General features: G+C 35.7%; 25 protein-coding genes. 7 read left to right on the top strand and 18 right to left on the bottom strand.

Translation table 11 applies throughout. From position 1 onward, the window contains the following. Positions 1-4: 4 nt before the first annotated feature. The 11 genes from acnA to C240_RS00245 form a co-directional block, all read right to left on the bottom strand. On the bottom strand, positions 5-2,731 hold the full coding sequence (gene acnA / locus C240_RS00295; RefSeq protein WP_271489107.1) for an aconitate hydratase AcnA: 2,727 nt from the start codon (positions 2,729-2,731) through the stop codon (positions 5-7). Between the two features lie 620 nt (positions 2,732-3,351). Further along, a complete protein-coding gene (locus C240_RS00290; RefSeq protein ID WP_271489104.1) occupies positions 3,352-4,743 on the bottom strand; it encodes an oxaloacetate decarboxylase subunit alpha in 1,392 nt (463 codons plus the stop codon). Continuing rightward, positions 4,740-5,294: a citrate lyase holo-[acyl-carrier protein] synthase gene (gene citX, locus C240_RS00285; RefSeq protein ID WP_271489101.1), complete on the bottom strand. Its 555-nt coding sequence runs from the start codon at positions 5,292-5,294 to the stop codon at positions 4,740-4,742. Before citX ends, C240_RS00290 begins: the two co-directional genes overlap by 4 nt. Further along, entirely contained in the window at positions 5,275-6,804 is a 1,530-nt protein-coding gene (citF, locus tag C240_RS00280) for a citrate lyase subunit alpha (RefSeq protein WP_271489097.1), read from the bottom strand. The genes citX and citF overlap by 20 nt, the downstream gene beginning before the upstream one ends. A 1-nt stretch (position 6,805) precedes the next feature. Then, positions 6,806-7,693 (bottom strand): citrate (pro-3S)-lyase subunit beta, encoded by an 888-nt coding sequence (gene citE, locus C240_RS00275; RefSeq protein WP_271489094.1) that lies wholly within the window; start codon positions 7,691-7,693, stop codon positions 6,806-6,808. Beyond that, positions 7,681-7,989 (bottom strand): citrate lyase acyl carrier protein, encoded by a 309-nt coding sequence (citD, locus tag C240_RS00270; protein WP_271489091.1) that lies wholly within the window; start codon positions 7,987-7,989, stop codon positions 7,681-7,683. Before citD ends, citE begins: the two co-directional genes overlap by 13 nt. Continuing rightward, positions 7,979-8,995 (bottom strand): [citrate (pro-3S)-lyase] ligase, encoded by a 1,017-nt coding sequence (gene citC, locus C240_RS00265; protein ID WP_271489088.1) that lies wholly within the window; start codon positions 8,993-8,995, stop codon positions 7,979-7,981. Before citC ends, citD begins: the two co-directional genes overlap by 11 nt. A gap of 18 nt (positions 8,996-9,013) precedes the next feature. Further along, positions 9,014-9,139, bottom strand: coding sequence for an OadG-related small transporter subunit (locus C240_RS00260; protein ID WP_271489086.1), 126 nt, complete (start codon positions 9,137-9,139; stop codon positions 9,014-9,016). Positions 9,140-9,176: 37 nt separating this feature from the next. Further along, positions 9,177-10,298, bottom strand: coding sequence for a sodium ion-translocating decarboxylase subunit beta (locus C240_RS00255; RefSeq protein WP_271489084.1), 1,122 nt, complete (start codon positions 10,296-10,298; stop codon positions 9,177-9,179). A gap of 28 nt (positions 10,299-10,326) precedes the next feature. Then, complete coding sequence (locus C240_RS00250) at positions 10,327-10,734, bottom strand: acetyl-CoA carboxylase biotin carboxyl carrier protein subunit (RefSeq protein WP_271489082.1); 408 nt, start codon at positions 10,732-10,734, stop codon at positions 10,327-10,329. 42 nt (positions 10,735-10,776) lie between these two features. After that, complete coding sequence (locus tag C240_RS00245; protein ID WP_271489080.1) at positions 10,777-11,106, bottom strand: hypothetical protein; 330 nt, start codon at positions 11,104-11,106, stop codon at positions 10,777-10,779. 393 nt (positions 11,107-11,499) lie between these two features. Here C240_RS00245 and C240_RS00240 point away from each other — a divergent pair, with 393 nt between their 5' ends. The 3 genes from C240_RS00240 to citG all read left to right on the top strand — a co-directional run bounded on the left by C240_RS00240 (position 11,500) and on the right by citG (position 14,570). Continuing rightward, positions 11,500-12,843 (top strand): CitMHS family transporter, encoded by a 1,344-nt coding sequence (locus tag C240_RS00240; protein WP_271489077.1) that lies wholly within the window; start codon positions 11,500-11,502, stop codon positions 12,841-12,843. Between the two features lie 151 nt (positions 12,844-12,994). Then, positions 12,995-13,699 (top strand): GntR family transcriptional regulator, encoded by a 705-nt coding sequence (locus tag C240_RS00235; protein ID WP_271489074.1) that lies wholly within the window; start codon positions 12,995-12,997, stop codon positions 13,697-13,699. After that, positions 13,683-14,570 (top strand): triphosphoribosyl-dephospho-CoA synthase CitG, encoded by an 888-nt coding sequence (gene citG, locus C240_RS00230; protein WP_271489070.1) that lies wholly within the window; start codon positions 13,683-13,685, stop codon positions 14,568-14,570. Before C240_RS00235 ends, citG begins: the two co-directional genes overlap by 17 nt. A 72-nt stretch (positions 14,571-14,642) precedes the next feature. Here the strand turns inward: citG and C240_RS00225 are convergent, their stop codons facing one another. Then, entirely contained in the window at positions 14,643-15,359 is a 717-nt protein-coding gene (locus tag C240_RS00225; protein ID WP_271489067.1) for a response regulator transcription factor, read from the bottom strand. 112 nt (positions 15,360-15,471) lie between these two features. On the opposite strand from C240_RS00225, the gene C240_RS00220 reads away from it, so the two are divergent. The 4 genes from C240_RS00220 (at position 15,472) to C240_RS00205 (ending at position 20,482) form a co-directional block, all read left to right on the top strand. Continuing rightward, positions 15,472-17,322: a sensor histidine kinase gene (locus C240_RS00220; protein WP_271489064.1), complete on the top strand. Its 1,851-nt coding sequence runs from the start codon at positions 15,472-15,474 to the stop codon at positions 17,320-17,322. A 115-nt stretch (positions 17,323-17,437) separates the two neighbouring features. Further along, on the top strand, positions 17,438-18,646 hold the full coding sequence (locus tag C240_RS00215; RefSeq protein ID WP_271489061.1) for a YdcF family protein: 1,209 nt from the start codon (positions 17,438-17,440) through the stop codon (positions 18,644-18,646). Positions 18,647-19,160: 514 nt separating this feature from the next. Further along, positions 19,161-19,628: a hypothetical protein gene (locus C240_RS00210; protein WP_271489058.1), complete on the top strand. Its 468-nt coding sequence runs from the start codon at positions 19,161-19,163 to the stop codon at positions 19,626-19,628. A gap of 326 nt (positions 19,629-19,954) precedes the next feature. Then, a complete protein-coding gene (locus tag C240_RS00205; protein WP_271489055.1) occupies positions 19,955-20,482 on the top strand; it encodes an SHOCT domain-containing protein in 528 nt (175 codons plus the stop codon). Positions 20,483-20,635: 153 nt separating this feature from the next. On the opposite strand, the gene C240_RS00200 is transcribed toward C240_RS00205, so the two are convergent. The 6 genes from C240_RS00200 to C240_RS00175 all read right to left on the bottom strand — a co-directional run. Next, complete coding sequence (locus C240_RS00200; RefSeq protein ID WP_271489053.1) at positions 20,636-21,475, bottom strand: lytic exoenzyme target recognition domain-containing protein; 840 nt, start codon at positions 21,473-21,475, stop codon at positions 20,636-20,638. Then, a complete protein-coding gene (locus tag C240_RS00195) occupies positions 21,462-21,659 on the bottom strand; it encodes a hypothetical protein (protein ID WP_271489051.1) in 198 nt (65 codons plus the stop codon). Before C240_RS00195 ends, C240_RS00200 begins: the two co-directional genes overlap by 14 nt. Continuing rightward, complete coding sequence (locus C240_RS00190) at positions 21,652-22,041, bottom strand: phage holin family protein (protein ID WP_442896568.1); 390 nt, start codon at positions 22,039-22,041, stop codon at positions 21,652-21,654. Before C240_RS00190 ends, C240_RS00195 begins: the two co-directional genes overlap by 8 nt. Positions 22,042-22,150: 109 nt before the next feature. Further along, positions 22,151-23,008 (bottom strand): pyocin knob domain-containing protein, encoded by an 858-nt coding sequence (locus C240_RS00185; RefSeq protein ID WP_271489046.1) that lies wholly within the window; start codon positions 23,006-23,008, stop codon positions 22,151-22,153. Next, positions 23,008-23,166, bottom strand: a complete 159-nt coding sequence (locus C240_RS00180) for a hypothetical protein (protein WP_271489044.1) — start codon at positions 23,164-23,166, stop codon at positions 23,008-23,010. Before C240_RS00180 ends, C240_RS00185 begins: the two co-directional genes overlap by 1 nt. 16 nt (positions 23,167-23,182) lie before the next feature. Then, on the bottom strand, positions 23,183-25,182 hold a 2,000-nt coding region (locus tag C240_RS00175; RefSeq protein ID WP_271489041.1), incomplete at its 5' end, for a gp58-like family protein.

Genomic DNA, 25,182 nt, shown 5'->3' with positions numbered 1-25,182 from the left:
CTTATTACTTAGTTTCTCCCGAATTGTTTAAAAGTTTTTTACGAATAACCATAGGCAAAATTCCACCATGTTGGTAATAAGTAATATCAACAGCTGAATCAAAACGTAAAAGTGTATCAAAAACGATTTTTTCTCCAGTTGTTTTAGTTGCAGTAACAGTAACTGTATCTAAAATTCCTTTTGTTTCGTCAATGCCAATATCAAATCGCTCAGTTCCTGTTAAACCTAAACAATCTGCATCTTGACCATTTTTAAACTGCAAAGGTAGAACCCCCATCATCACTAAATTTGACCGATGAATCCGTTCATAACTTTTCGCAATCACTGCTTCTACTCCCAAAAGCTGAACACCTTTTGCCGCCCAGTCTCTTGAAGATCCCATTCCGTAATCATCGCCAGCTAAAATAATTGTTTTTGTTCCGTCTTGTTGATATTTCATTGCGGCATCATAAATCGGCATTTGCTCTTGCGTTGGGAAATAAATTGTGTAACCACCTTCGATATCAGGAACTAACTGATTACGAATCCGAATATTCGCAAGTGTTCCCCGCATCATTACCTCATGATGACCACGTCTGGCACCATAAGAATTAAATTCACGAATAGGAACACCATGTTCAGTTAAATATTTTCCAGCCGGACTATTATTCTGAATATTTCCAGCTGGTGAAATGTGGTCCGTTGTTACCGAATCACCAAACTTGGCTAAAACAGCTAAGTTTTTCAAAGCTTCTCTAGGTACTCTTTCTTTAGTCATACCTGTAAAATATGGCGGATTGGCAATATAGGTTGAAGCCTCATCCCAAGCATATAAAGGTTCCGAAGTTGTTTCTATATTATTCCATTCTTCATTGTCACTAAAAACCCGCGCATATTCAGCTTGATAAAGTTCCGGCGTCACATACTCATCAATCAAAGATTGAATTTCATCTCTCGTTGGCCAAAGTTCATCAAAGTAAACAGGCATCCCATTGTCACCAATACCGATTGGTTCGTTCATCACATCAAGATTAACTGTTCCAGCTAGGGCGTATAGAACAACCAATGGTGGCGAAGCTAAATAATTAGCTTTCACTAAAGGATGGATACGCCCTTCAAAATTCCGATTTCCACTTAAAACCCCAGCTGTCAATAAATCATTTGCTTGAATCACTTCTTCAATTTCTGGTTTTAACGCTCCAGAATTTCCGATACACGTTGTACATCCATATCCAACTAAATGAAAGCCGAGTTGTTCTAAATATGGTAGTAAACCTGCTTTCTCTAAATAAGCAGTTACAACTTTTGATCCAGGTGCTAAGGACGTTTTTACATAGTTAGGCACTTTAAGACCTAAGTAGGCTGCTTTTTTTGCAATCAATCCCGCACTCAGCATGACAAATGGATTTGAAGTGTTGGTACAAGATGTAATTGCAGCAATGGTAACCGCGCCTGGTTTTAATTGATGTTGTTCACCATCCAGGTCTAAAGCAACTGCTTTTTGCTGATCTTCTTCTGGAAGTCCATACCCTTGCAAGCCAGCTGGTGCTTTCATTGCTTGTTCAAACTCTGTTTTCATAGCTGACAAAGGAATCAAATCTTGCGGTCGTTTTGGTCCCGCTAAATTGGCTTCGATTTTACTCAAGTCAATTTCGATTACCTCAGTATAATTTGGTGCAGGATCAGTTAATGGATGGTAAAATAGTTGATTTTCTTTTAGATAATGTTTAGCAACTGCTACTGTTTCTTCTTCCCTTCCTGTTAGTCGTAGATAACGAAGTGTTTCATCATCAACAGGGAAAAAGCCACAGGTTGCACCATATTCTGGAGCCATATTTGCTACAGTTGCCCGGTCAGCTAAACTTAAACTAGTTAATCCAGAACCAAAAAATTCAACAAATTTCCCAACTACTTTTTGTTTTCTAAGCACTTGAGTGACTTTTAATGCTAAATCAGTTGCCGTTGCGCCTTGGGATAACTCATTAATAAAACGAACGCCGACAACCTCTGGTATTGGGAAGTAAGAAGGCTCTCCAAGCATACTTGCTTCAGCTTCAATGCCGCCAACGCCCCATCCAAGTACACCTAATGCATTGGCCATCGTCGTATGAGAATCAGTACCAACCAATGTATCTGGATAAAGTAAAACATTGTGTTCGTCTAATTTTTTTTGTGTCACAACAGAGGCTAAATATTCAATATTGACTTGGTGAACGATTCCAGTTGCTGGTGGTACTACACGATAATTATCAAATACTTTTTGTGCCCAACTTAAAAATTGATAACGTTCCTGATTTCGTTGGAATTCCATTTTCATATTAAGCTGCAGCGCCTGTTTAACACCTGCTACATCAACTTGAACTGAGTGATCAATAACTAAATCAACTGGAACTTCTGGATTAATAGTTGTAGGATCTCCACCAAAATCAGCGATCGTTTTACGTAAAGAAGCCAAATCAACCACTGCAGGAACTCCTGTAAAATCTTGCAAGATCACTCGAGCAGGTTTGAAAGGAACTTCTCCTTCATTTGGCTGATTTGATGACCACTTCGCCAGATCTGCAATATGCTGTTTTGTAATGCCGACACCATTTTCTTGACGTAATAAAGATTCTAGCAACACCCGAATACTAAATGGTAATTTAGCAATGAAACGATCCTCATCTGTTTCTAAAGAAGCTAATGAATAATAATGATATTTTTGATTATTCATTTCAAAAACGGTTGCTGCTGATTGTTTACTAGTAATCAAAACCATCCCTCCCAATTTAAAAAGACCTAGTCTGTCTATCTCAATCTTAACTAAGAAAATAAATTCATCTCAAATCAATTTTAGTTAATTGATTTAACCATTAATAGAACCATGTCGTTTGTCTAGTTTATGTACAATGTTAATTTCCGCTATTATACCTACATAATAATTAAAAGTAAACATGTAAGTTTATGAGAAAAGTTATGTTAGTTAACTTGTTAATGTCATAAGTATGTAAGGTGAAAAAATGATTATTTCCTCTTTATTCATAAGGATTTAATTTTATAACGATACAAAAACTAAATAAAAATGCATCGTTTTCACATTTTATTTTAATTAAAATAAAATGTTTAGACATAATGATTTTTGCTAAAGGAACATGACACTAGTTAGGTAATATTTACAGACTTTTATGTCGTTTTGACCGATTTCATGTTATAAAGAATTTTTTTATTTTCAAACTAAAAATGGGACGTAGACATAATTCTCGGAGTTGTATCTACATCGCCGAAAATCCGAATAAACGTTGTGAAAAAGTCAAACTCCTCAACAAATTACTAAAAGCCGCACAATGCATAAAACGCATCGTGCGGCTTTTAGTCCAATTGCTCAAGTCTAAATTAAATATCTAAAGTAACGCTAACTTCCTGTATCGGAACGTCATAAAAGCGATCTTCTCTTCTTCCCAAGAAGTCTTTTCCTTGTTGTGGAAACAACGCATACATTAGCACATCTTCTGTTGATTTAGCATACTCCTTAATTTCTGCTGCATATTTAGGAAGTTCTGGAGCTAGTAAATCAGCGGGTCTAACGGTAATAATTTCTTCATCTCCAATAATTAATTTTGTCATTTCTTCAGAGATTGCTACAGGTGGTTTGCCGTAAAGTCCTTTGACATAATCTTTGATTTCTTTAGGTACCATTTTATAGCGCTCACCACTAATAACATTCATCACGGCTTGAGTTCCTACCATTTGTGACAAAGGGGTAACTAATGGAGGATAGCCTAAATCCGCTCTAACTTGGGGAACTTCTTTTAAAACTTCTTCGTATTTATCTGCTAGACCTTGTTCCGTTAATTGACTTAATAAATTGGACAGCATACCACCGGGAACTTTATAAATCAGTGTTTTTGGTTCTGTGTCTTTCACTTTAGGATTTAATATTCCTTCATCTCTAAACTTGTCCCGAATCGGATTAAAATATTCAGCTACTTCAGCTACTTTTTTCATATCTAAATGCGTATTATAGCCTAAATTTTCTAAAGCTAAAGCCATTGATTCGGTTGCTGGCTGGCTAGTTCCACCTGAAAATGATGAGATTGCTGTATCAATAATATCTGCACCTGCTTCAACAGCTTTCAGATAGGTCATCTCAGCGATTCCACTCGTTGCATGGGTATGGATTTCCAGTGGTACTTGGATTTTATTTTTAATTTCTGAAACTAAACGAAAAGCATTGTCTGGTGTTAGAATTCCTGCCATGTCTTTAATACAGATTGAATCTGCACCCATTTTCTCTAATTCAGTCGTGAGGCTAACAAAATAATCATTCGTATGAAACTCACTAGTCGTATAAGAAATCGCCGGTTGACAATGTCCGCCAAAATTTTTTGTTGCTGTAATTGCGGTCTGTAAATTTCTAGTATCATTTAACGCATCAAAGATACGGATAATATCAATGCCGTTTTCAATTGATTTTTGGACGAAGGCTTCAACCACATCATCGGCGTAGTTTTTATAACCGAGTAGATTTTGACCCCGCAACAGCATTTGAAGTTTGGCATTTTTGACTACTTTTCGGATTGCTCTTAATCGCTCCCATGGATCTTCATCTAAGAAACGGATACAAGCATCAAACGTCGCTCCACCCCACATTTCTAGTGCATGAAATCCTGCTTCATCCATTGTTTGAATGATTGGCAGCATCTCACTTGTTGACATTCTTGTTGCAATTTGGCTTTGTTGACCGTCTCGTAAAACTGTTTCTGTAAAAAGAATTTCTTTTGTCATGTCACCCGTCCTTTCTCAATCAGTTGAGTGATTTTTTCTTGCATTTCCTCGATACTATGTCTGCGTTGTCTACCACAGATTTTGGCATCATTTTCACAAATAAAGCAGCCTCTAGGCTGTTGCTCTAATTCCGTTCGGCTAATTGTTCGTAATTGATTCTTGTCCATATAAAGCACATCTAAATCAACTAGTCTTCCAAACAAATGATTTTCTTCTAATTGAATCATCTGTTTTTTTAAATCTTTCGGTGTTGTCTTAAGTACTAAATAATATTCTGGTCCTGTAACTAAATCACAATACTTAAGAGCAACTTGAAGTTTAGGAGGAAAGAGATCATCAATCTTAGTTACGACAGTTAAAAAAATATTTTTAAGCTGCTCGTTGGTTTTAATCGGTCCCGGAATTGTCATTGTTGCACTTAAAAGTACACAACTTGGATGTTTTTCTAAAAAACTGTATTGATTATCGGCTCTTTTTTCACGTGCCGCAAGCATTTGTAGTAAATCAATTTCTTGACCTTGGAAAAACTGTTTAGACATTTCTAACCACATCAATAATTGTTCCATCACGATATTCAATCAAGGCAACTACTTTTTCACCATATTTGATATCATCTGGTTGCCCCACAATACTATAAGCTCGCTCTTGTAATTCCTTCATTGTATATTGCGGAACGTCCAGAGCCTTAAAGTGTTCAATTAAATCTTGGCGTTCTGGATTTATCGCAATACCGACTTCCGTAACAACAACATCGATACTACTTCCCGGTGTCACAACAGTGTTGACTTCTTCAACAATTGTTGGAATTCTGCCTCTAATTAGCGGAGCAATAACCAAACTCATTTTACAAGCAGCACTTGTATCAGAATGTCCGCCAGATGCGCCACGGAGCACGCCATCTGAACCAGTAATAACATTGACGTTAAAATTCGTATCAATTTCTAGAGCTGAAAGAATGGCTGTATCGAGTTGGTTAATGACTGAACCTTTACTTAAGGGAGAAGCATACATATTCGCATCAATTTCATAATGATTGGCATTTTCACCTAAAGAAATTGCAGAAGGATGGTCAAAATCTTGTACGTCAATAATTTTTTCAACCAAGCCTTCTTCTAATAGTTCAACCATTGCATTCGTGATACCACCTAGCGCAAAACTGGCTGTTATTCCATCTTTTAACATTGCTTCTTTTAAAAACCTTGAAACAGCAAGTGCTGCCCCACCAGTCCCTGTTTGGAAAGAAAAACCATTTTTATAGTACGGCGAATGAGTAATGACTTTTGCAGCATATTCCGCAATTAATAATTCTTTGGGATTTTTAGTAAAACGTGTCGCTCCTTTAGCAATTCCATTAGGATCACCGATTGCTTCTACTTCTACAACAAAGTCAACATCAGTTTGCGGAATACTGATTGGCGTATTGGGATATGGAACTAAGCTATCTGTAATGATTACAACTTGGTCAGCATATTTTGCATCAATCATCGCGTAACCTAACGATCCGCATGTCGCTTTTCCTTTAGTACCGTTAACATTGCCGTATGCATCTGAGCTAGGTGCACCAAGAAAAGCTACATCAATATGAATATCGCCTGTTGCAATCGCGCGGGCACGCCCACCGTGAGACCGAATAACAACTGGATTTTCCATTATACCTTCAGAAATTGCAGCACCTACTTTGTCACGTAAACCGCTGGAAGTAACAGCTGTCACTACACCATTTTTAATATGCTCAATCAAAGGTTCATGAACATTGGCGATTGAACTTGGGGCGATTGATAAATTTTTAATTCCCATCGCTGCAATTTCAGCTAGAACCATATTCATCACAAAATCACCTTCACGAAAATGATGGTGAAAAGAAATAGTCATACCGTCTTTTAACCCGGTTTTTTCTATTGCTTCTCTTAAACTACCTAATAATTTATGGTCTCTTGGTCTTACAGGCTGAATCACGCGACTTGCTTCTTTGTATTGGTGAATATTGGCTAGTTCTCCTTGAAATAAACCATATTGATCTGCATAATTTTCTGGAATTTCTTTGCCTACGTTATTTTTCATTTTAGACTTCCTCCTCAGAAATTAATTTCGCAGCAATTGCTAATGCAATCACTCGCTCTGCCCGTTCAACGATTGGTTTATCCACCATTTTTCCATTCACAGAAATAACACCTGAGCCTTTTGCTTCTGCTTCACGAATTCCCCAAATAACTTCTTTCGCTTGCTGAATTTCTTTTTCAGTAGGTTCATAAACGCTGTTAACTAAGGGAATTTGGCGAGGATTTATTACTGATTTTCCGTCAAAGCCTAACTGCTTAATTAACTCCACTTCAGCAAGAAAACCTTGTGTATTATCAACATCGGAGTAAACAGTATCGATAGCAGCAATTCCAGCCGCTCTAGCAGCATGTAAAATAAAACTACGGGCAAAAAATAATTCTTGACCATTTGGATATCGATGAGTTTTCATATTTGTAACATAATCTTCTGCACCCAGAGCAATTCCAATTAACCGTTCACTTGCTTGAGCAATTTCACGTGCATTTAACACACCTTCCGCTGATTCAATGGCTGCCATCATTTTCGTTGTACCGATTTTGATGCCATATTTGGTTTCCATTTCTGTGATTACTTTATCTACATCAACAATATCTTGTGCTGTTTCTGTTTTGGGTAAACGAATAACATTAACGCCTGCAATAACCATCGCTTCAACATCTTGGCGGCCAACAGTATCTAAACCATTGATTCTGACTACTGTTTCAACAGAGCTGTAATCAAATGTTCGTAACGCATGATAAACAAGTAAACGAGCGCTATCTTTTTCTTTTAGTGAAACAGCATCTTCTAAATCAAACATTAACGAATCTGCACCATATAACGTCGCATCTCTTAACATTGACGCATTTGCTCCGGGTACAAACATCATCGTTCTTCTTAATCGTTCCATTTTTGTATCACCTGCCAATCAATCGTATCTTGATTTGCTGCTCGATAAACGGCTGCAATCGTTCTCGCTTCAATTGTGCAATCAAGCGCACCTTTATCGATTGCTTTGATTTTTGCATTTGTTACATTGAGTTTTTCCAAAGTAGTTTGAATTTTTGCTCGAATTTGCCGACCAAACTGTTTTTCTACACTACTCTCTAAATTAATCTGAATGTCATTTGACTGATTTTTGTCGATGGTAATTAAAATATCGCTTGATTCAGTCGTACCAGCCGACGCGCTTTGTTTAATTTCCAAAATGTACACCTCTTATTTTTTTATATTTCATCAATTCTTTAAACGTTGTTTCGGGTACTAATTTTTTAAGTGTTTGTTCATCTTTTTTTACAAGCAATGATCTGACGCGAGATGCGCTAATAACTTCACCTGCAGCCTGTTTTCTCGGTAAAATCACCAAATCAAGATTATCCAAAAAGCTATCTTTCATTGCTTGATTATACATTTCCGTTACTGGAGAAAATGGTTCTTCTCCCACAAAACGGCTGGTGATTTCAAGTATTGGCGCAATTCTATTTTTAAAAAGCGCTGCATCTAATTTTGCCTGAACTTTTGCAACTGAAGCTTTAGCCTGATCTTTAAGAAAATAGGAGGGAAAAGTAGCACTTGAAACAATATATTCTCTCGTTGGCAAGACCACAACATTTTTTAACTCTTTAACCCCTTCTACTACTAAACGAAAACGTGTTGCCGTGTCAAAAAGGGAACGATCTTCTGAAACGACAAAAACATAAACAGTTTCATTTTTTTTGGCTGCTTCTGTAATTAAATACAGATGTCCGTTTGTAAAAGGATTTGCGTTCATAACAATTCCTGCATTCTCATGTGTCGACTGCTTGAACTGTTTGATTTCATTTAAGTAATCGTTAAAATCTGGAAAGCCTTGCTCCATAAAAATCAGTTCTTCAGTTGCTATAATTTCGCTAAATCCCAAAGATTTAAACAAGTACTTAACACTGGGTTTTGTATATAAAAAGTAGTGTGTGTATCCAACCTCCTGCAATTGCTCGCGGAGTTTTTGGATAACTTGAGTCAGTAGATTTTCATTTTGGTATTTTGGATCAATCGCAATACATTTTAAGATATTTTGAAAAATTGCCCCCGTTGCAATCAGTTTCTCGCCATCAAAAAATCCAATACTAAAATCGACCTGGTCATCCGCCACCAAATATGCTCTTCCAAGTAATTCTGCCCACTTTGCATACATATCCGGATCACGATTCAACCACAATCTTTTGATTTCCATCTTGCTTCACTTCCTATTTTATTTAGCTGGAAATACTTTTAATAGTAATTTTGAAATCAAATAGAGTAAAAATAAAACTAAAAACACGCCGCCCATTCCAAAAACCATCAATTCTCCAGCAATTTTTAATGCTTCTGTATCCATTTTTTAAGCCCCTTTCTTAATTTAAACTTTCTATATACTATGAGAAGAATGCCAACAACAATCCACCTGCAATAACCGAAGCTATCTGACCTGAAACATTTGCGCCAACCGCATACATTAAAACAAAATTTTGCGGATCTTCATCTGTAGCCATTTTTTGAATCACGCGACTAGACATTGGAAATGCAGAGATCCCAGCTGCACCGATCATCGGATTAATTTTTTCTTTTCTAAACAGATTTAGTAACTTAGCAAATAAAACACCACCAACCGAATCCATAATAAACGCTACTAAACCGAAGGCAATAATCATCAACGTTTGTACATTTAGGAATAATTCTGCCTGCATTTTAATAGAGATTGTTAAACCAAGTAAAATTGAAATAATATTTACCAGCTCGTTTTGGGCTGTATTAGACAAACGATCCAATACACCACATTCTCTTAACAAATTACCAAACATTAAGAAACCTACTAGAGGTAACGAAATGGGTGCGATAAAACCAGCAACGATTGTAATTGCGATTGGAAAAATAATTTTTGTCATTTTTGATACGCTATCAGCTTTGTATGTCATTCTGATTTTACGTTCTTTTTTCGTTGTTACAGCTTTAATCGCAATTGGTTGAATAATCGGTACAAGCGCCATATAGGAATATGCTGCAACTGTAATTGGTCCTAGTAAATTAGGTGCTAGTTGGTTAGATACGAAAATAGACGTTGGTCCATCTGCCGCCCCAATGATCCCAATTGATGCTGCTTCTTCTATATTAAAACCAAACATAACCGCTACAATTACTGTAAAGAAAATACCAAACTGAGCAGCAGCTCCAAATAATAGCATAAACGGATTTTGTAAAAGTGGACCAAAATCAATCATCGCGCCAATGCCAATAAAAATTAACAATGGGAATAATTCTGTGGCAATCCCCGCTTTAAACAGAACATCTAAGACTCCTTCTGCTTCTGATCCATTAACCACTTGAGTTAAGACACCTGTTCCCGGAAAGTTTACTAAAATAGTTCCCAATCCCATTGGCACTAACAAAGTCGGTTCGTATTCTTTTTTGATTCCTAAATACATTAGTAAACAGCCAATAGCCATCATAAAAATTTGTCCAAACGTTATTGATGTAATTCCTTGAATTAATGTTTCCACGATTTCACTTCCTCCAAATAAATTCTGTTTAATCTATCGTAATTAATGAATCACCAGCATTTACCACTTGTCCTAGCGTGACATGAAGTCCCGTCACTTTTCCGTTAGCAGATGCAACAACTTCGTTTTCCATTTTCATTGCTTCTAAAATAAGTAACGGTTGATTTTCTTTTACCTCATCACCAACATTTACTAAAATCTTCAAAATGGTTCCCGGCATTGGTGAGGTCATCGCATCATTACCAGCTGGCACAATATTGGGTGCTGCGGCTTCTGGTTCTGCTACAGATGCTTGAGCAGCCTCAACTACTGGAGTTGCTGTTACAGGTGACGCTACAGGACTAGGCGCTATTGGAGCTTGTGGTACTCCCCCGATTTCTTCCATTTCTACTAAATAATCTTTTCCATCAATTGTGATCTTGAATTTACGTAACATACTTTTTCCTCCTAAATTGAATAAATAGTTTCTTTTAACATACTAAATCGATCTTTTTTCCTTGATTGACTTGATTACAAATTGACTATGGGGTTGCTCTGTTGATGCAATGCTAGTAGCAATGACCCCGACTAGCTGTGCTTCTGGATTTCTTTTTGAAATACGTTTAATCGTAAATTGGCTTTCTGGTTGATTTCCTGCTGCAATCGCAGTTGCAACTAGTGATACTAACTGATACTCACTATTTTCAGCCGGAAGATAGCCACTAAGTTCTTGCCACTCATCTGCTGTTTTTTCAGCCTTTGAAACAACAGCTTTTTCACTTATTCGTTGTTGTTTTTCTCTACTAAACAGTCGTTCAAACAGACCCATGAATTCACATCCTTTCTGTTTATGATTTCATTATAGGTAAAAACGCTAACAATAAAATGAAATCCTTAGCTCAAAATTGTTCTTTCGCTGTTTCTCTGATGGTATTTTCTTTAAAAAATAAAAAAAACGCCTATATAACAGCGTTTACAGACATTTAACATTTTATTAACATCTTATTAACATCTCTTTAAGAAACCGCTATCATTCCTGTTTTTTTGGTGTTCTTTTTCCATTGATTCTCTATTTATCTGTATCTTATTCCTTTACACTAAGTTTTGTTAAACAAACAAGAAAGGGCTTTCTTAAATATTCTTTACTGTTATTTTTTTATTAAATCAATACAGAAACCCTGCTTGTTAAAAAAATAAATTTAGTACTGAAGGAGAGAAAAAAATGTTATTAACTGTTTTATCTTATGTGATGATTATTGTATTTATGTTTGTCATCATGAAAAAGAAAATGTCACCGTTTACCGCACTAGTTTTGATTCCATTGATTTTTGCTCTAATTGCAATGTTTAGTGGTGTTTCTAAGAAAGGATCTATTGGCGACTTTGTAATGGAAGGAATTAAAACAACTTCTACTACCGGAATTATGTTATTGTTCGCTATTCTTTATTTTTCAATTATGCTGGATGCTGGGTTGTTTGATCCGATTACGAAAAAGATGATTCATATTGCTAAAGGCGATCCAATGAAAGTTTTAATTGCTACCGCTGTTGTTGCTGCTGCTGTTTCGTTAAATGGTGATGGTACAACAACGACATTGATCTGTTGTTCGGCTTTTATTCCTATTTACAAAAAATTAGATATGAAACTAATGAATTTAGGTGTTTTGGTTATTTTACAAAATACAATCATGAATTTGCTTCCTTGGGGTGGACCGACAGCCCGTGCAATGAGTGTGCTAAATGTCGGAGCTGAGATTTTAGCGTATTTGATTCCTGGAATGATTGTTGCACTACTTTATGTCATTTTCATCGTAGCACCTTCTATGGGAAGAAAAGAACGGGCACGTTTAGGAGTTAAAGAATTAACAGATGCTGAAATTGATGCGATGACTACTGTGACTGATGAAGAAACTTTAGCTATCCGTCGTCCTAAGATTTGGTTATTCAATGCTTTTTTAACGATTCTATTGATCGCTTTACTAGTTACTGATTCATTTGTTGGCTTAGGCTTACCTCCTTTATTCCTATTCTTGACTGGAACTGTAATTGCCTTACTAGTCAATTACCCTGTCTTAAAAGATCAATCTTCACGAATTGGAGCTAATGGCGGGGATGCTGTTCAAGTAGTTATTCTAGTTTTTGCAGCTGGTGTCTTTATGGGACTTTTCCAAGGAACTGGAATGGCAGATGCATTAGCTCAGAGTTTCACAAAACTTATTCCAGATCAGTTAGCTGGTTTCTGGGGCTTAGTGATTGCGTTGATTTCTGCACCAGGTACCTTCTTTATTTCAAATGATGGTTTCTATTTCGGTGTATTGCCTGTTTTAGCTGAAGCTGGTCGCGCATATGGCTTTACGGATATGCAAATGGCATTAGCTTCATTGATGGGACAAGCATTCCACTTATTAAGTCCGCTGGTTGCCTTTATCTACTTATTACTTCGTTTAACAGGATTAGACATGGGGCAATGGCAAAAAGAATCGGCTAAATGGGCGCTAGGAATCTTTATTATCTTTGTTGTAACGATTATCTTAACAGGTCATATGCCGCTTTATATTCCTCAGTAAAAAATAATAATAACCTAGTATACTTTACTATAAAGTGCAGCAAACACTTAATCTATGCCGCACTTTATAGTATTAAATCCATTTTAAAATTAAGATCAACAATCATAATCGTACTATTATGAATAGTTCACAGTTTAGGAGGCACGATCATATGAGTACTATTTCCGAAGCAGTTGGGAAAAATCTGGATTTAGGCGAAAATCTTCCATTAAAAGAACTTGTTTATAAAGCTTTTCGCAAAACTATTATTCTTGGAGAAATTCCTGCTGGACAACGGATTAATGAAAAAGAATTTTCTGAAGTGATGAATATCAGCCGTACGCCGATTCGTTATGCAATGCAAAAACTCGTCGAAGAAGGCTTAGTTGACCATGTACTCGGTGTGGGCATTATAGTAAAAGGGATTTCTATTAATGATGCTCATGAAATTTATGCTATTCGAAAATCCTTAGATGTTCTAGCCACGATTACCGCGATGAAAGAAATGTCTATTGATGATTTCAAAGAGTTAAAAGATTTGCTTGAAGAAACTGAAACCTTAAATGAACGAAATGAAATTGATCAAGTGTTGCAAAAATTTTCTGATTTTAACGAATTAATATATGAAAAAAGTAAAATGTTGCGTTTAAAATCAATTGTTATGAAGCTACGTGAATATCTTGTCTATTTCCGCGATATTTCTATTCGGTCAAAAGAACGTCGGGACAAAGCACTACATGAACATTGGCTAATTTACCAATGCATGTTAGACCAAAAAGAAGAGCAATTATCATTATTAATCACTGAACACTTGGATTACTCACAAAAGTTTATTATAAAAGAAATGGAAAAACATCTACATGAAACAACAAAGTAAAGATTTATCGGCACAGCTACTTGGTGAAGCGGCTTTAGAAGCACTTATTTTTGAAGCTTCCCTTTATCCCAAACCCGGATTGGTTGATCCACAAAGTAATGGTGCACATACTGATATGAATTATCAAACATTTCTCCAAAGTTGTGACGCACTAGCTCCTTTTCTCATTGACTACACTGAACTCGGTTTAAATCATACAGGAACTGCGATTCAGCTATTTAAGAAAGTTCGAAAACACGGACAACTTGCGGAAAATGCAATGCTGGATCAGACAAACGGGATCAATACACACAAAGGCGCTAACTTTTCATTCGCGCTATTACTAAGTGCCACTGGTAAAGTAATCCAAGAAGAACAGGTTTCAATACCTTTTTCAGATAAAGAAACCACACAAATTTTTGAATACGTAAAAGCAATGACCGCTAACTTAGTCCAAACCGATTTTACCAACTTAAACAATAAAGAAACTTTAAGCTATGGTGAAAAACTTTTTCTAAATCATGGAATCACAGGAATCCGTGGTGAAGCTGCTGCTGGCTACCCTGCACTTCACCAACTTGCTCTCCCTTTCTTACGAACTAATCGAAAAAAAAATCAACAAACAACTTTTTTACTATTATTGCTAAAACTAATGGCAACAATTGAAGATGCAAATTTAATCAATCGAGGCGGCATTAAAGCTTGGCAAAAGGTAAAAAAACGAGCAAACGAACTTCTGGATAATTGTTCAAAAGCTATTTCACCACAACAATTTGAACAAGCTTTGACAAATTTCGATCAAGCTTTGATACAAGATCATCTTAGCCCTGGTGGATCTGCCGATTTATTAGCATTAAGTTTCTTTTTCGCAAAATTGGAAGGACTTATTTAATTTTTTTTGATGGACAATTAAAAAGAGGGTAAGCAAAACCAAGTATGTTTTGTTCACCCTCTTTAACTAAACTTAACTTTCTTTCTCTTCTGGATTAAAGAGATAACCGATACCCCAAACCGTTTGTAAATACTTTGGTTTTTTGGGATCATCTTCTATTTTGTTTCTTAAGTAATTAATATAAACGGTAATTAAATTTTTATCTAGATCTCCATCACTCCAGACACTAGCGTATATCTGTTCCTTGCTAAATACTTGATAAGGATTTTCCATAAAAAATAAAATTATCATGATTTCTTTAGATGTCATGCTCACTATTTCACCATTTTTACTAAACTGATATTGGTTTTTATCAAAGGAAAAAATCCCTTCTTTCAACAACGTTTCTTCTCGATGCTGACTGAGCGTTAATAATTGTTCTGTTCGATTTAAAGTACTGATTACTTGTGCTTGTAAAACATTGGGAGCAAAAGGTTTTGAAAGATAAACGTCGCCACCTGACTCCAAACCACTGATAATATCCTGATCACTTTTCTTACCGCTAACAAAAATAATTGGTGTAAGCGGCTGACGTTCTCGAATCAACTGAGCCAAATGATAGCCATCATTCTCGTGTTCTAAACTAACGTCCAATAAAAATAACTGAAACTCTACTCGATCCATAATATCTAAGGTTTTTTCAATTGTATCACTTTGATAAATCAATAAACCAGTAGATTGCAGCGATTTCCAAATTAAACGTCGAATCGCAGGATCATCATCTACTACTAATATTTTTTCGTTCCGCACCGTGTACACCTCGTTATCCTTATTTGCATTACCTATACAATAGCGGAATTATCTTTAAATTTCAACATGAACTTGCTATGATAGGAACAGACTTTTAAAAGGAGCCAGACTAATGAAACGTACGAATAAAATTGTCAACATCATGATAATCGCAATGACTATATTCATTGCTGTATCCGTTTTCTTTGCTATTCGTGGTTTTTCAGTTATTAGGAAAACAACAACTGCCAGCGGACAAGATTTTTTATTGCAGTCTACCGAATATGTTGGGAAAGTGATTCAACTCTCTATGAAGAACCGACACCAAGCGCTAAATTATCTAGCTATTGATGGAAATCTGAAAAATAGCGATAATCCTGAAACCTATTTAGAAAATAGTCACTCTTCATTGAATACTTTTTTTGATTCACTTAATAATGAAGCAGATACACTTTTTTACATAGATCCTGACGGCACAGCTTTATATGCTTTTCACTGGGAAGCCAGTCAACAAGCTGTTTCTATTGCAGATATTCAATCGATTCAGCCATTTATTCTCAACGATCCATCAGTAAAACAATTATCTGCTACAACAACAACTCCCCAAAACGGAGCTTCTTATTTTATTAATAAAAAAGCATTTGTAAATTTTTATCAAGAAATTCATACCGCATCAGGTGAACTTGATGGTTACCTGGTTTTACCACTAAAACTTGATATATTCTATAAAAATTTTCTACAAGATTTTGAATTGGATTATAAAGGTTACCCAATGATTAAAGACCGCTCAATGACGGTTGTCATGCATCCAGTTGAACAACAAGTTGGATTGGATATCGTCAATGATCGAGAAAAAATCTATCCAGATTTTGATTACTCAGATTTGAAACAACTTGAGCAATATCAGTTAAGCCATTCTTCTGGAAAATTAACCTATAAATCTTATTGGTGGGATGAAGATAAACCGTCAGAAGTTATAAAAATCAGCGCCTTTGAATGGATTGATGTGGGCTTAGCTAAATGGGTTGTAGCCATTAATGCCGATTATAATGAAAGAAACGATGATATTATTAACTTTGTTGTTATTCTTTCTTTCCTTTTAATTTTGTTATTGCTTCTGATTATTGTGTGCGCACTATTTATTCATAGCTTTAGAAAAAAAGAAACCATAGCTGAAGAAAACCGAAAACTAATTGAAAAACAAAAACAGCAAAAAATGCAGCACCAACTGGAACGTGAATTATATCAACGAAACAAAATGGAAACAGTTGGTCTTTTAACAACATCTATCGTTCATGATATGAATAATTTCTTAACACCAATTATTGGAAACACCCAATTGTTACTGGAAGAATACGCTGAAAATCCTATATTAACGACAGATCTAGAAGAAATTCTCCACTCTGCTCAAAAAGGTAAGCAGCTTTCATTAAACGTGTTGCGCTTTTCTAAAACACAGGACAGCATTAAAGAATGCATGGATATTTCTGCAGCTATCGGAGTCGCAACTCATCTGATTAGAGAAATTATTCCAAAAAAAGTTCAACTCAACATTTCAATTCAAGAAAATCTTGGTACCGCAAAATTGGAAGAGATTGATCTTCAAAGCTTAATCTATAATCTAATTACAAATGCCTATCAAGCAACCAGAGAAAACCAAGGAAAATCTCAAGAAATTCAAGTTAAAGTAAGACCCGCAACTAAGGAAACTATTGAACTAATTAAAAAAAATAAGCAACAATTAAGTAAACTAAATCATTTTATTACACTTGAAATTTCAGACAACGGTCCAGGTATCCCTAAAAAGTTACAAGAACAAATTTTTGAGCCCTTTTTCACAACAAAATCAGCAGACGAAGGCACTGGTTTAGGTCTTTTCGCAGTTGCCTCTATCGTTGCTAAATATGATTGGCACCTTTCACTGATTTCAGAACCCGGATCAGGTACACGTTTCTTCATTACATTACCGGTTTTTGTTTTATAAACTATAATCAATTAGAAATAGCGGAGAAATTATCGTTTGATAATCCTATCCGCTATTTTTTTCTTTCAATCTTCGTTATAATTAACAAGAGATCAATTATTAAAGGAGTTCTATTATGGGCAATTATTTTACTATTTTTATTGGGATGAGTTATTTGATTGGTGCTTTTTTTATTCCACGTTGGCGTCGTAAAAAAGTTAATCAGAATTGGAAGTTTTTCGAATTACTTTGGTTTTCCATTTGCTTTATCTGTTATGTTATTTTTCTAGAGGTTCAATTAGGGACATTTTATTTTTTCATTCCCTTGAGCTTGCTGTTACTCTTTTTATTTTATTACTTCAAAGAAAAACGCAGATTAATTAATGGTTTTTTATTTAACGTCTTTTTGATTGTGGGATTGATGTACTTGGGTGTTTTGCTGGTCAGAACGTATAACCCACTCTTAATTGGGCTAGCTGGTGTTACCGGTGTCGTTTTTGTATTGCTATTATTAATTGGTGTTTATGCATTATTGGTTTTTCTTTATTGGAATGCACTTGTTGTTTTGCGAAAAGAAGGACATTCATTAGCTAATTTACTGACATTACTGCTAGCGATTGGTTTAACTATTTTCCTAATTTTCACTTATTTTTCTCCAAGGATATTGCCTTCGTGGGCATCTGCGCTCTTTGCAATTCTTCCTATGTCGATGTTCTATTTCTTTATCGTTTTTTATAATTTTTTAACTATATCTATTATTTATCAATTTAACCAGCCAAAATTCAAACAAGATTTTATTATCGTGTTAGGTGCAGGCTTAATTGACGGACAAAAAGTTTCCACACTTCTAGCAAATAGAATAGAAAAAGCAATCCGATTTTACCATGCACAGGTTTTAGCAACAGAAAATCCGCCTAAAATCGTCATGTCAGGCGGTAAAGGTGACGATGAGCATCTAGCCGAAGCAACTGCAATGAAAAATTACGCAGTGGAAAAAGGGATTCCTGAAGAAGATATTTTAGCTGAAACAAATTCAAGAAATACTCTTGAAAATATGCAATTTTCAAAAGAAGTAATGGAACAAGCTTTTGGAAGTACTCATTATCGAGCAATTTTTACAACCAATAACTTTCACCTATTCAGAGCTGGTTTATTTGCAAAAATGGCGCATTTAAATGCTGATGGAATTGGAGCTAAAACAGCTTTTTATTATTTGCCAAATGCTTTTTTAAGAGAATTTATTGCTATTGTTGTGATGAACAAAAGACGACATCTTATGGTTTGTGCTTTAATTGCTTTAATGATGATTTTACTTTCATTAGTCCAATATTTCTTCGTAGGTTAAGGATGTCATTAACAGTTTATTTTAGCGATTTGAATATCGTGATAAATAGACTGGTTTTCTCTTGTTTGATACCGATTCTTTTTTTATTTTTTATCGAAAATTTATTTCAACACTTTTGAAATTATGTGAAAAAATAATAGTAAATTGCTATCTTAATCTTAAAAAATAGATTATAGTTATCTAAAATGATTTGTTAATTCGATCTAATACGATGTAAAAAACCTATAAAACAAGGTTCAATTTAAAGTCAGTTACTTTTCAATATAACTCAATAATCATAATTTGGTATTCAAATGGTATTCAATTTAATCGCAAAAAACCACCAACAAACACACTTGCCCTCGGGGAACAATGTGTCAGTTGGTGGTTTAAATTATTCTTCTTCTAATCCAAAATCTATAAATTCTATGAACAATAATGAAATGTATAACGAAAAGCTAAGTATCTAACTCTAGACAAACAGAACTAACGTTCGTATAATTAAATCACCTTTAAATGAAAGAAGGTGATTATTATGGCAGATCAATTGGACCCATACTTTTTAGAGTACAAAGATCGTGGTATTAAAAAATGGACTGGCTTCTTTTTGTCTGAGCATACTGCAGCAGTAGAAAAGAAGATAGAGCAAGAAAGAATTATAGAACGTCTCCCCCAACAATCAACGGCCCAAATAGATCACTACTTGGATCAATCTATCAAATATAATAAGCTCCTGGATATCCAATTAAACACTTTAGATGATTTAGGCAAAGTCAAACCTCATGTGACAGGTACGTTTCGTGGATTTGCTGACATGGACACAGTTATGATCGGTGATGTGTATATCGATTATATGGATATACGACATATTAAAATTAGAGACTTTATAAAGTGGTCTAATATGAGCGCGGATAAAGATGATCCCTTTGGCGAGATTGAGACGACAAAAGAGATCGATGAGTTTTGCGATGCTTATTTTGATGATGGAGATTTCTTTGAATAATTTTTCCTTCTATTATATAGCATACAACTTGGAACTAATTATTTCAGTAAAAAAGAATAAGAGATAAAAAATATTTCGCGAATAATTGCGCACATTAATAAAGAAGGGAGGCTAAACAACCTTAACTCCCTTCCTCCTTCTAGCCCGCTACTTCCGGCGGGCTCTGTTTATAAATTAATTAATCTTAAAATTAGGGTATCGGTTTAATCTTAACGTTTTGTTTGATATACTTATAAAGCAAGTTATCTTAGGAGAATTAGTGCTGAAGAGATAAAAAATTAAAATGGGGTGAAGAAATGAGTGTTACGTATAACGAAGTATTACAAATGAAAAAAGAACAAAAAATAACTTTACCATTGACAAAAAAAGATTTGAAATTGTTACCAGATATTATTGAGGATGATGAAGATTTAATTACTTTTATACAAAGTAACGGAAAACCGCAAGGTGTGCTTTGCTTGACCAATAAGAGAGTCTTATATCTATCTAAGGAGCTAAATGCAAAGTCTATATCCTTTGGAAAACATGTGGGGCTAACTGAAATTACAATATTGCTAAGAAACATCAATTCTGTAAGATCCAAACAGCAAGTCTTGTATGGAACCGCAATTATCACAGACAGCGCTCAAGATTATACTTTTGAAAAGCTTACTGCGTCCGAGTTGCAAAGATTTGTGAATTTAGTAAAAAAACAATTAAACTCACCTATGCAAACAAAAACTCAACAGGCGTTTAATACGCCTAGTAACATTAGCAGTATTGATGAAATAAAAAAATACAAAGAACTATTGGATTTAGATATAATTACAAAAGAAGAATTTGACCAAAAGAAAAAAGAACTACTAAATTTATAGAACAAGTTCTTGACCTTTCCTTTGTGAAAAAAAACAGTTATAGCGATGAAACAAAAAACCACCAACAAACACACTTGCCTCGGGGAAAAATGTTTCAGTTGGTGGTTTAAATTATTCTCTGTTTATATCCTCTCAACTTCGAGAAGTCAATTTTTATCCATAAACTAACTGCTGCTTGCTACCTCGAACTAACCAAACATCACCTGTAGGCTGTGTAAAGTTAAACTTGCGAAAATTATGACCATGATCACTAACTACTACGCCTGTATCAGATACTCTCGACTCGTTAAACGCAAAGTACCTACCTTGCCTAATAGTTTGCTGATCAGCTAACATTGCGCCAGTTCCCGGATCGATCATATCCACATCAGTAGCATTAATACCGTTATCTGTCCAATCAAAACCAGCAGGGGCTAATGAATTACAACGGATTTGCCACAAACCATTGATAAATTTAACTTCATCTACTCTGTAACCGAAACGGCGTTTCTGACTTGGCTTACTTGGTTCTACAGGTTTAACAGCACTTCCACTATCTTTTAATCGCCAAACCTCGAAATAGCTTGGGCGATTAACATTTAAATAGTTATCGATGTTGTGTTCAGATACTGCAGTTCCTTTTTGTCCACCTGTCCAGTAGTCTACACTGATGAAGTCCCAAGCATTTTTCATTACGCCAACATGTCCGCCAGCTCCTGCACTATCAGCCATACTTCTGCCCCAACTCATCATCACGATGTCGCCTTCTTTTGCATCCCATTCTTGATTGACCGCGATTCGTTCATAGCCGTTTTCAGTTAAGTAAGGCGCTAGTGTCACTGTACTGTATAAAAAAGCATAAGTCTTTCCACCTGCATCTTTGATCGATTGAGTAATTGATCCAGAACAATCCGCTGTTCCATCGGAACCGTTACGGCTACCATACATGGAATAAGTCAATTTTCCTTTTCGCTCATCAAACCATCTAACACTTAATTGTTTATTTGGTGACATCAGAAACAACCTCCTCAATTAGATCATCAATTTCTTTGATTGTTAGCGTTACATCTTTGTTCTCATTCAAATAGTGGTTAACCGTCGCCACAGCGGTTCTTTTCTTAACTTCATTCGGAACATCGCGTTCCGTTTGTTCTTTGACGATTTTTACAACTTCTTCTTTGATCACATCTCTACTCATCACTATCATCCTTTCCACTGTTAATATTTTTGATAAAGTTTTCGAACAACTCTGTACCAATACCCATTTTTTTATAATTTTCTAAAATTGATTTAAGTTCCATCATCAAATATCCAATGTAAAGCACATAAACTAAGGCTACTCCTGCGCCTCCAGGAATCAACGGTGCAAGTAAAATAAAAAACATTAACAAGGCCATACTTGCGATTTTCCGCAATATGCCGTTAATGCCTACTTTGCTTTTAAATTCAATTTCATTATTGATCTTTGCTGCGAACGTCCCGCTTAAAAAATCAATAATCATCGCAATACATATTAACATCAAAACATAGATTGCCTTCGTATCCGCATCTACCACATATCTTTCTAAATAAGTCATCATTTCCATAATTACCACCTTCTCATTATTTTAAATACTATATAAATCACGACAATCCAAAAAGGAATGACCATCAAACAGCCATTCCTTACCCCTTTGATAAAATCCATAACTATCTCGCCTTCCACGGTTTCCAAATGGAGGGGTTACCAGAGTAAGCTCTAGTACAAATCTCATCATTAAAACTGTTAAATCGATGTAAAACTGTTTTGCCATCTGAAAAAACTTCTAAATATCCATACATTGTTGTTGCTTTGTCAGGCTTATTTGCACCAGAGGCTCCATTAACATAGTAAATACCCGGTTGTTTAACAGTATCCCAATCTTGGGTTGTAATTAATGTCGATTGGTATAAATGAGATTCGCTCGTAGATGCCAACCGTTGCCAGTCATTCTTCCATTTATTATTTTCTAAAAATCGGAAATAATATTTACCTGAATCAGATATAGCAAACACATTCGCAATTCCTTCTCGTGTCATATTGACGAACCCTCTAATCGGCACTTCCGGTGGTGCATCTGCCGTACCTCCTGTTACAAAGGTATAAAATCCGGGACCTTGATTGACAAACGAATCTAATAACATAGCGTTGGTTATCGTCATAAATGCTTGCCCATTGTTTGCCGTGACTTTGCTCATTTGAGCTTTATTTAAATTTTCTTTTGTGCTTTTTAAAGCTTCTGAAACTAGAAAAGGAGTCATATATTTATTGTTGACGGTACCTGCAGTTGCTTCTACAGTTGTAGCAATACCATAATTACTAACACTTCCTAGTCCAACTTGTGCGGCAGTTGTGCTATGAGGATTACTTTTATCTTTAATATGTTTATCTGCCAATTGATCTACAGCTTCTATGCCAGACTCCATATGGTTTAATCGTTCCGCTGTGCCAACTGCTCCATTTTGGATATTCTCTTCTTCGGATTTATTCAAGTCATACTTCACCCAAGTTTGCTTTTCATACGCCATTACTTCTCACCTTCTTTTTCTAACTGTTCTATTTTTCTGTTTAAGATCTGATTATCAACTTGAAGAATTGCCTTTTCTGCTTCTAACTCAGCGACCTTAGTTGCGAAATTAGATGCCATTTGATTTACTATCGCTTGTTCTCTAGATTCTTGTTCCATATTCTCCTCCTTAGTATCAGTTAGTATACACACTCCGAGCGTATGACCACTCTTTAGGCGGGGAGGCGTATGAGCTAGAGACACTGCTCCCAAAGCTCTTCTTAATTGTATTTCCACCTGTCGGTACGGCCGTATCAATTGAACTACCATATCCTGTACCCGTCCACTTCTCGTAATACGCTTCTTGCGATCGAATTACAGTCAGTTCAATTTGAAAAATGTTGTATCTTTTACTAGATGGGTTTGAATAATAATATTCCCATGCATAGGTCAACATAAAGATGCCCCTTTTAGTAAATTTCATTTGAGTTTTGTAATTATCTTTGTCCCATGTTGATTCTACTATAGTTTCCATTGTTGGCACTCTGAATAATGGAGAATCAATGACACCACCAATAATGTTGACTGCGTCTAATGTACCTGCAGTAACTTTTCCAAGATCAGCAGAGATTGCGCTTAGTGAGTTGACATTTATTTTATCTGACGTAATAGAATTAGCTTGTATTCTATTTGAATTGAGAAATCCCGAAGAAATATTGCTAGCGTTCAAATTAATAATATTTACATTTGCTGCGTTGATCGTTCCAGCATTTATTTTATCGGCACTTAAATCCTTTATTTTTGCATTGGTAATAATCCCGTTCTCAATAAAAGTATCACCAGTTATTTGTATTCTGTTTCCACTTATTAAAATACTTTCTGGACTAATATTGATCTGATTAATAACATCACCAGTAGACACTTTCAGGTTAATATCATTTGACAGTTGTGTAATTTGGCTCTTATTTCCTTCGACATCGGCGACTACGGAAGTGATTTGACCGGCCAGCTGTGTCACTTGAGACTGTTCAGCCTTATTAGCAACTGTAACTTGTAAACCTTTTGTGGTTATTTTTAAACTGGATATTTCTTCATTTGCAAAATCAACATTTTCATTTGCAAAACCTGCATCTTTGATTGCTTGATCGGCTTTAGAGACTGCATTATCTGCTGTTTTTTTAGCTTCGTCAGCCTTATTGGATGATTCCTTTATTTCCGCTAGTAGCTCGTCATTAGGAGCAGTAGACGTTTGCATCACCCAACCATATGAACCATCTTCTTTGAGCATATATATCCATAATTCCTTATCAGGTCCATTGGGTTTAAACCAAAGGTCTCCTTCTTTAGGGTATGGTGGCTCGTCAATGCCCTCATAAACTGTATTCTTTCCAGCCGCATCAATCCGTTGGTCCATATTGTCAATGGTCTGACTTAATGGACCTTTATATTTGTACGCCACATCGGATGCGGGTGTCGTGTCTGCTGAGCTAATAGCAGTTAAGCCACCACTATAGGTTAATTTGTAATTAAAATTAGGCACCTTAAACTTATTGCCTTTACGATCAATCATCGTAATCCAATCGCCAGCCTCTAACGCTGGATTACCACGCCACTTTAGCGTATAGGGGTAAAAATTGATGGATTTGATTTTGTTATACAAGCTGTCTAGCAACACCTGTGTCATCACATTATTTTCTAGTACGATCTGAGAACCTTTGTCACTTCCGGCTTGTAACGTCTTTGTTACCTCATTACCACCTGCATCGTTAGTCGTTACTTTACAAGAAATCCCACCGACGCGAAAAAGAACCTCGTTTTTTACGAGGCCCTTCATGTAATATTCATTTGTGGAGATTAAATAATTTGGATCTTCCAAAGCTGATATTTGTAACAAACCTTCACGATCAAATCTGGCGTATTTCCCTTCAATTTGGCTCACTATGCTCAACGCTTGCCGATAGGTATAACCAATTGGCTTATCAATTAATGTACTACTAACCGCATTTAATGACGGTCCATTGATTTCTGCACCAGATAAATTCGCAATTTCTAACGCGACACTTCTTAATGGGGCAGGATATTTTAATTTACTTTCATAAATCCCTTCCATAAACATCCAAGCATCCATCGCTTCAACTGTCGTTTTATTTTCATTACGATCCGGATCAACACGACCTTTTATATAGAATTTCCCCA

It is taken from the genome of Enterococcus sp. 5H (assembly GCF_028128615.1).
Lineage (GTDB): Bacteria > Bacillota > Bacilli > Lactobacillales > Enterococcaceae > Enterococcus_L.
The sequence above is the reverse complement of the archived record's forward strand: the minus strand, read 5'-3'. Positions and strand labels throughout refer to the sequence as shown.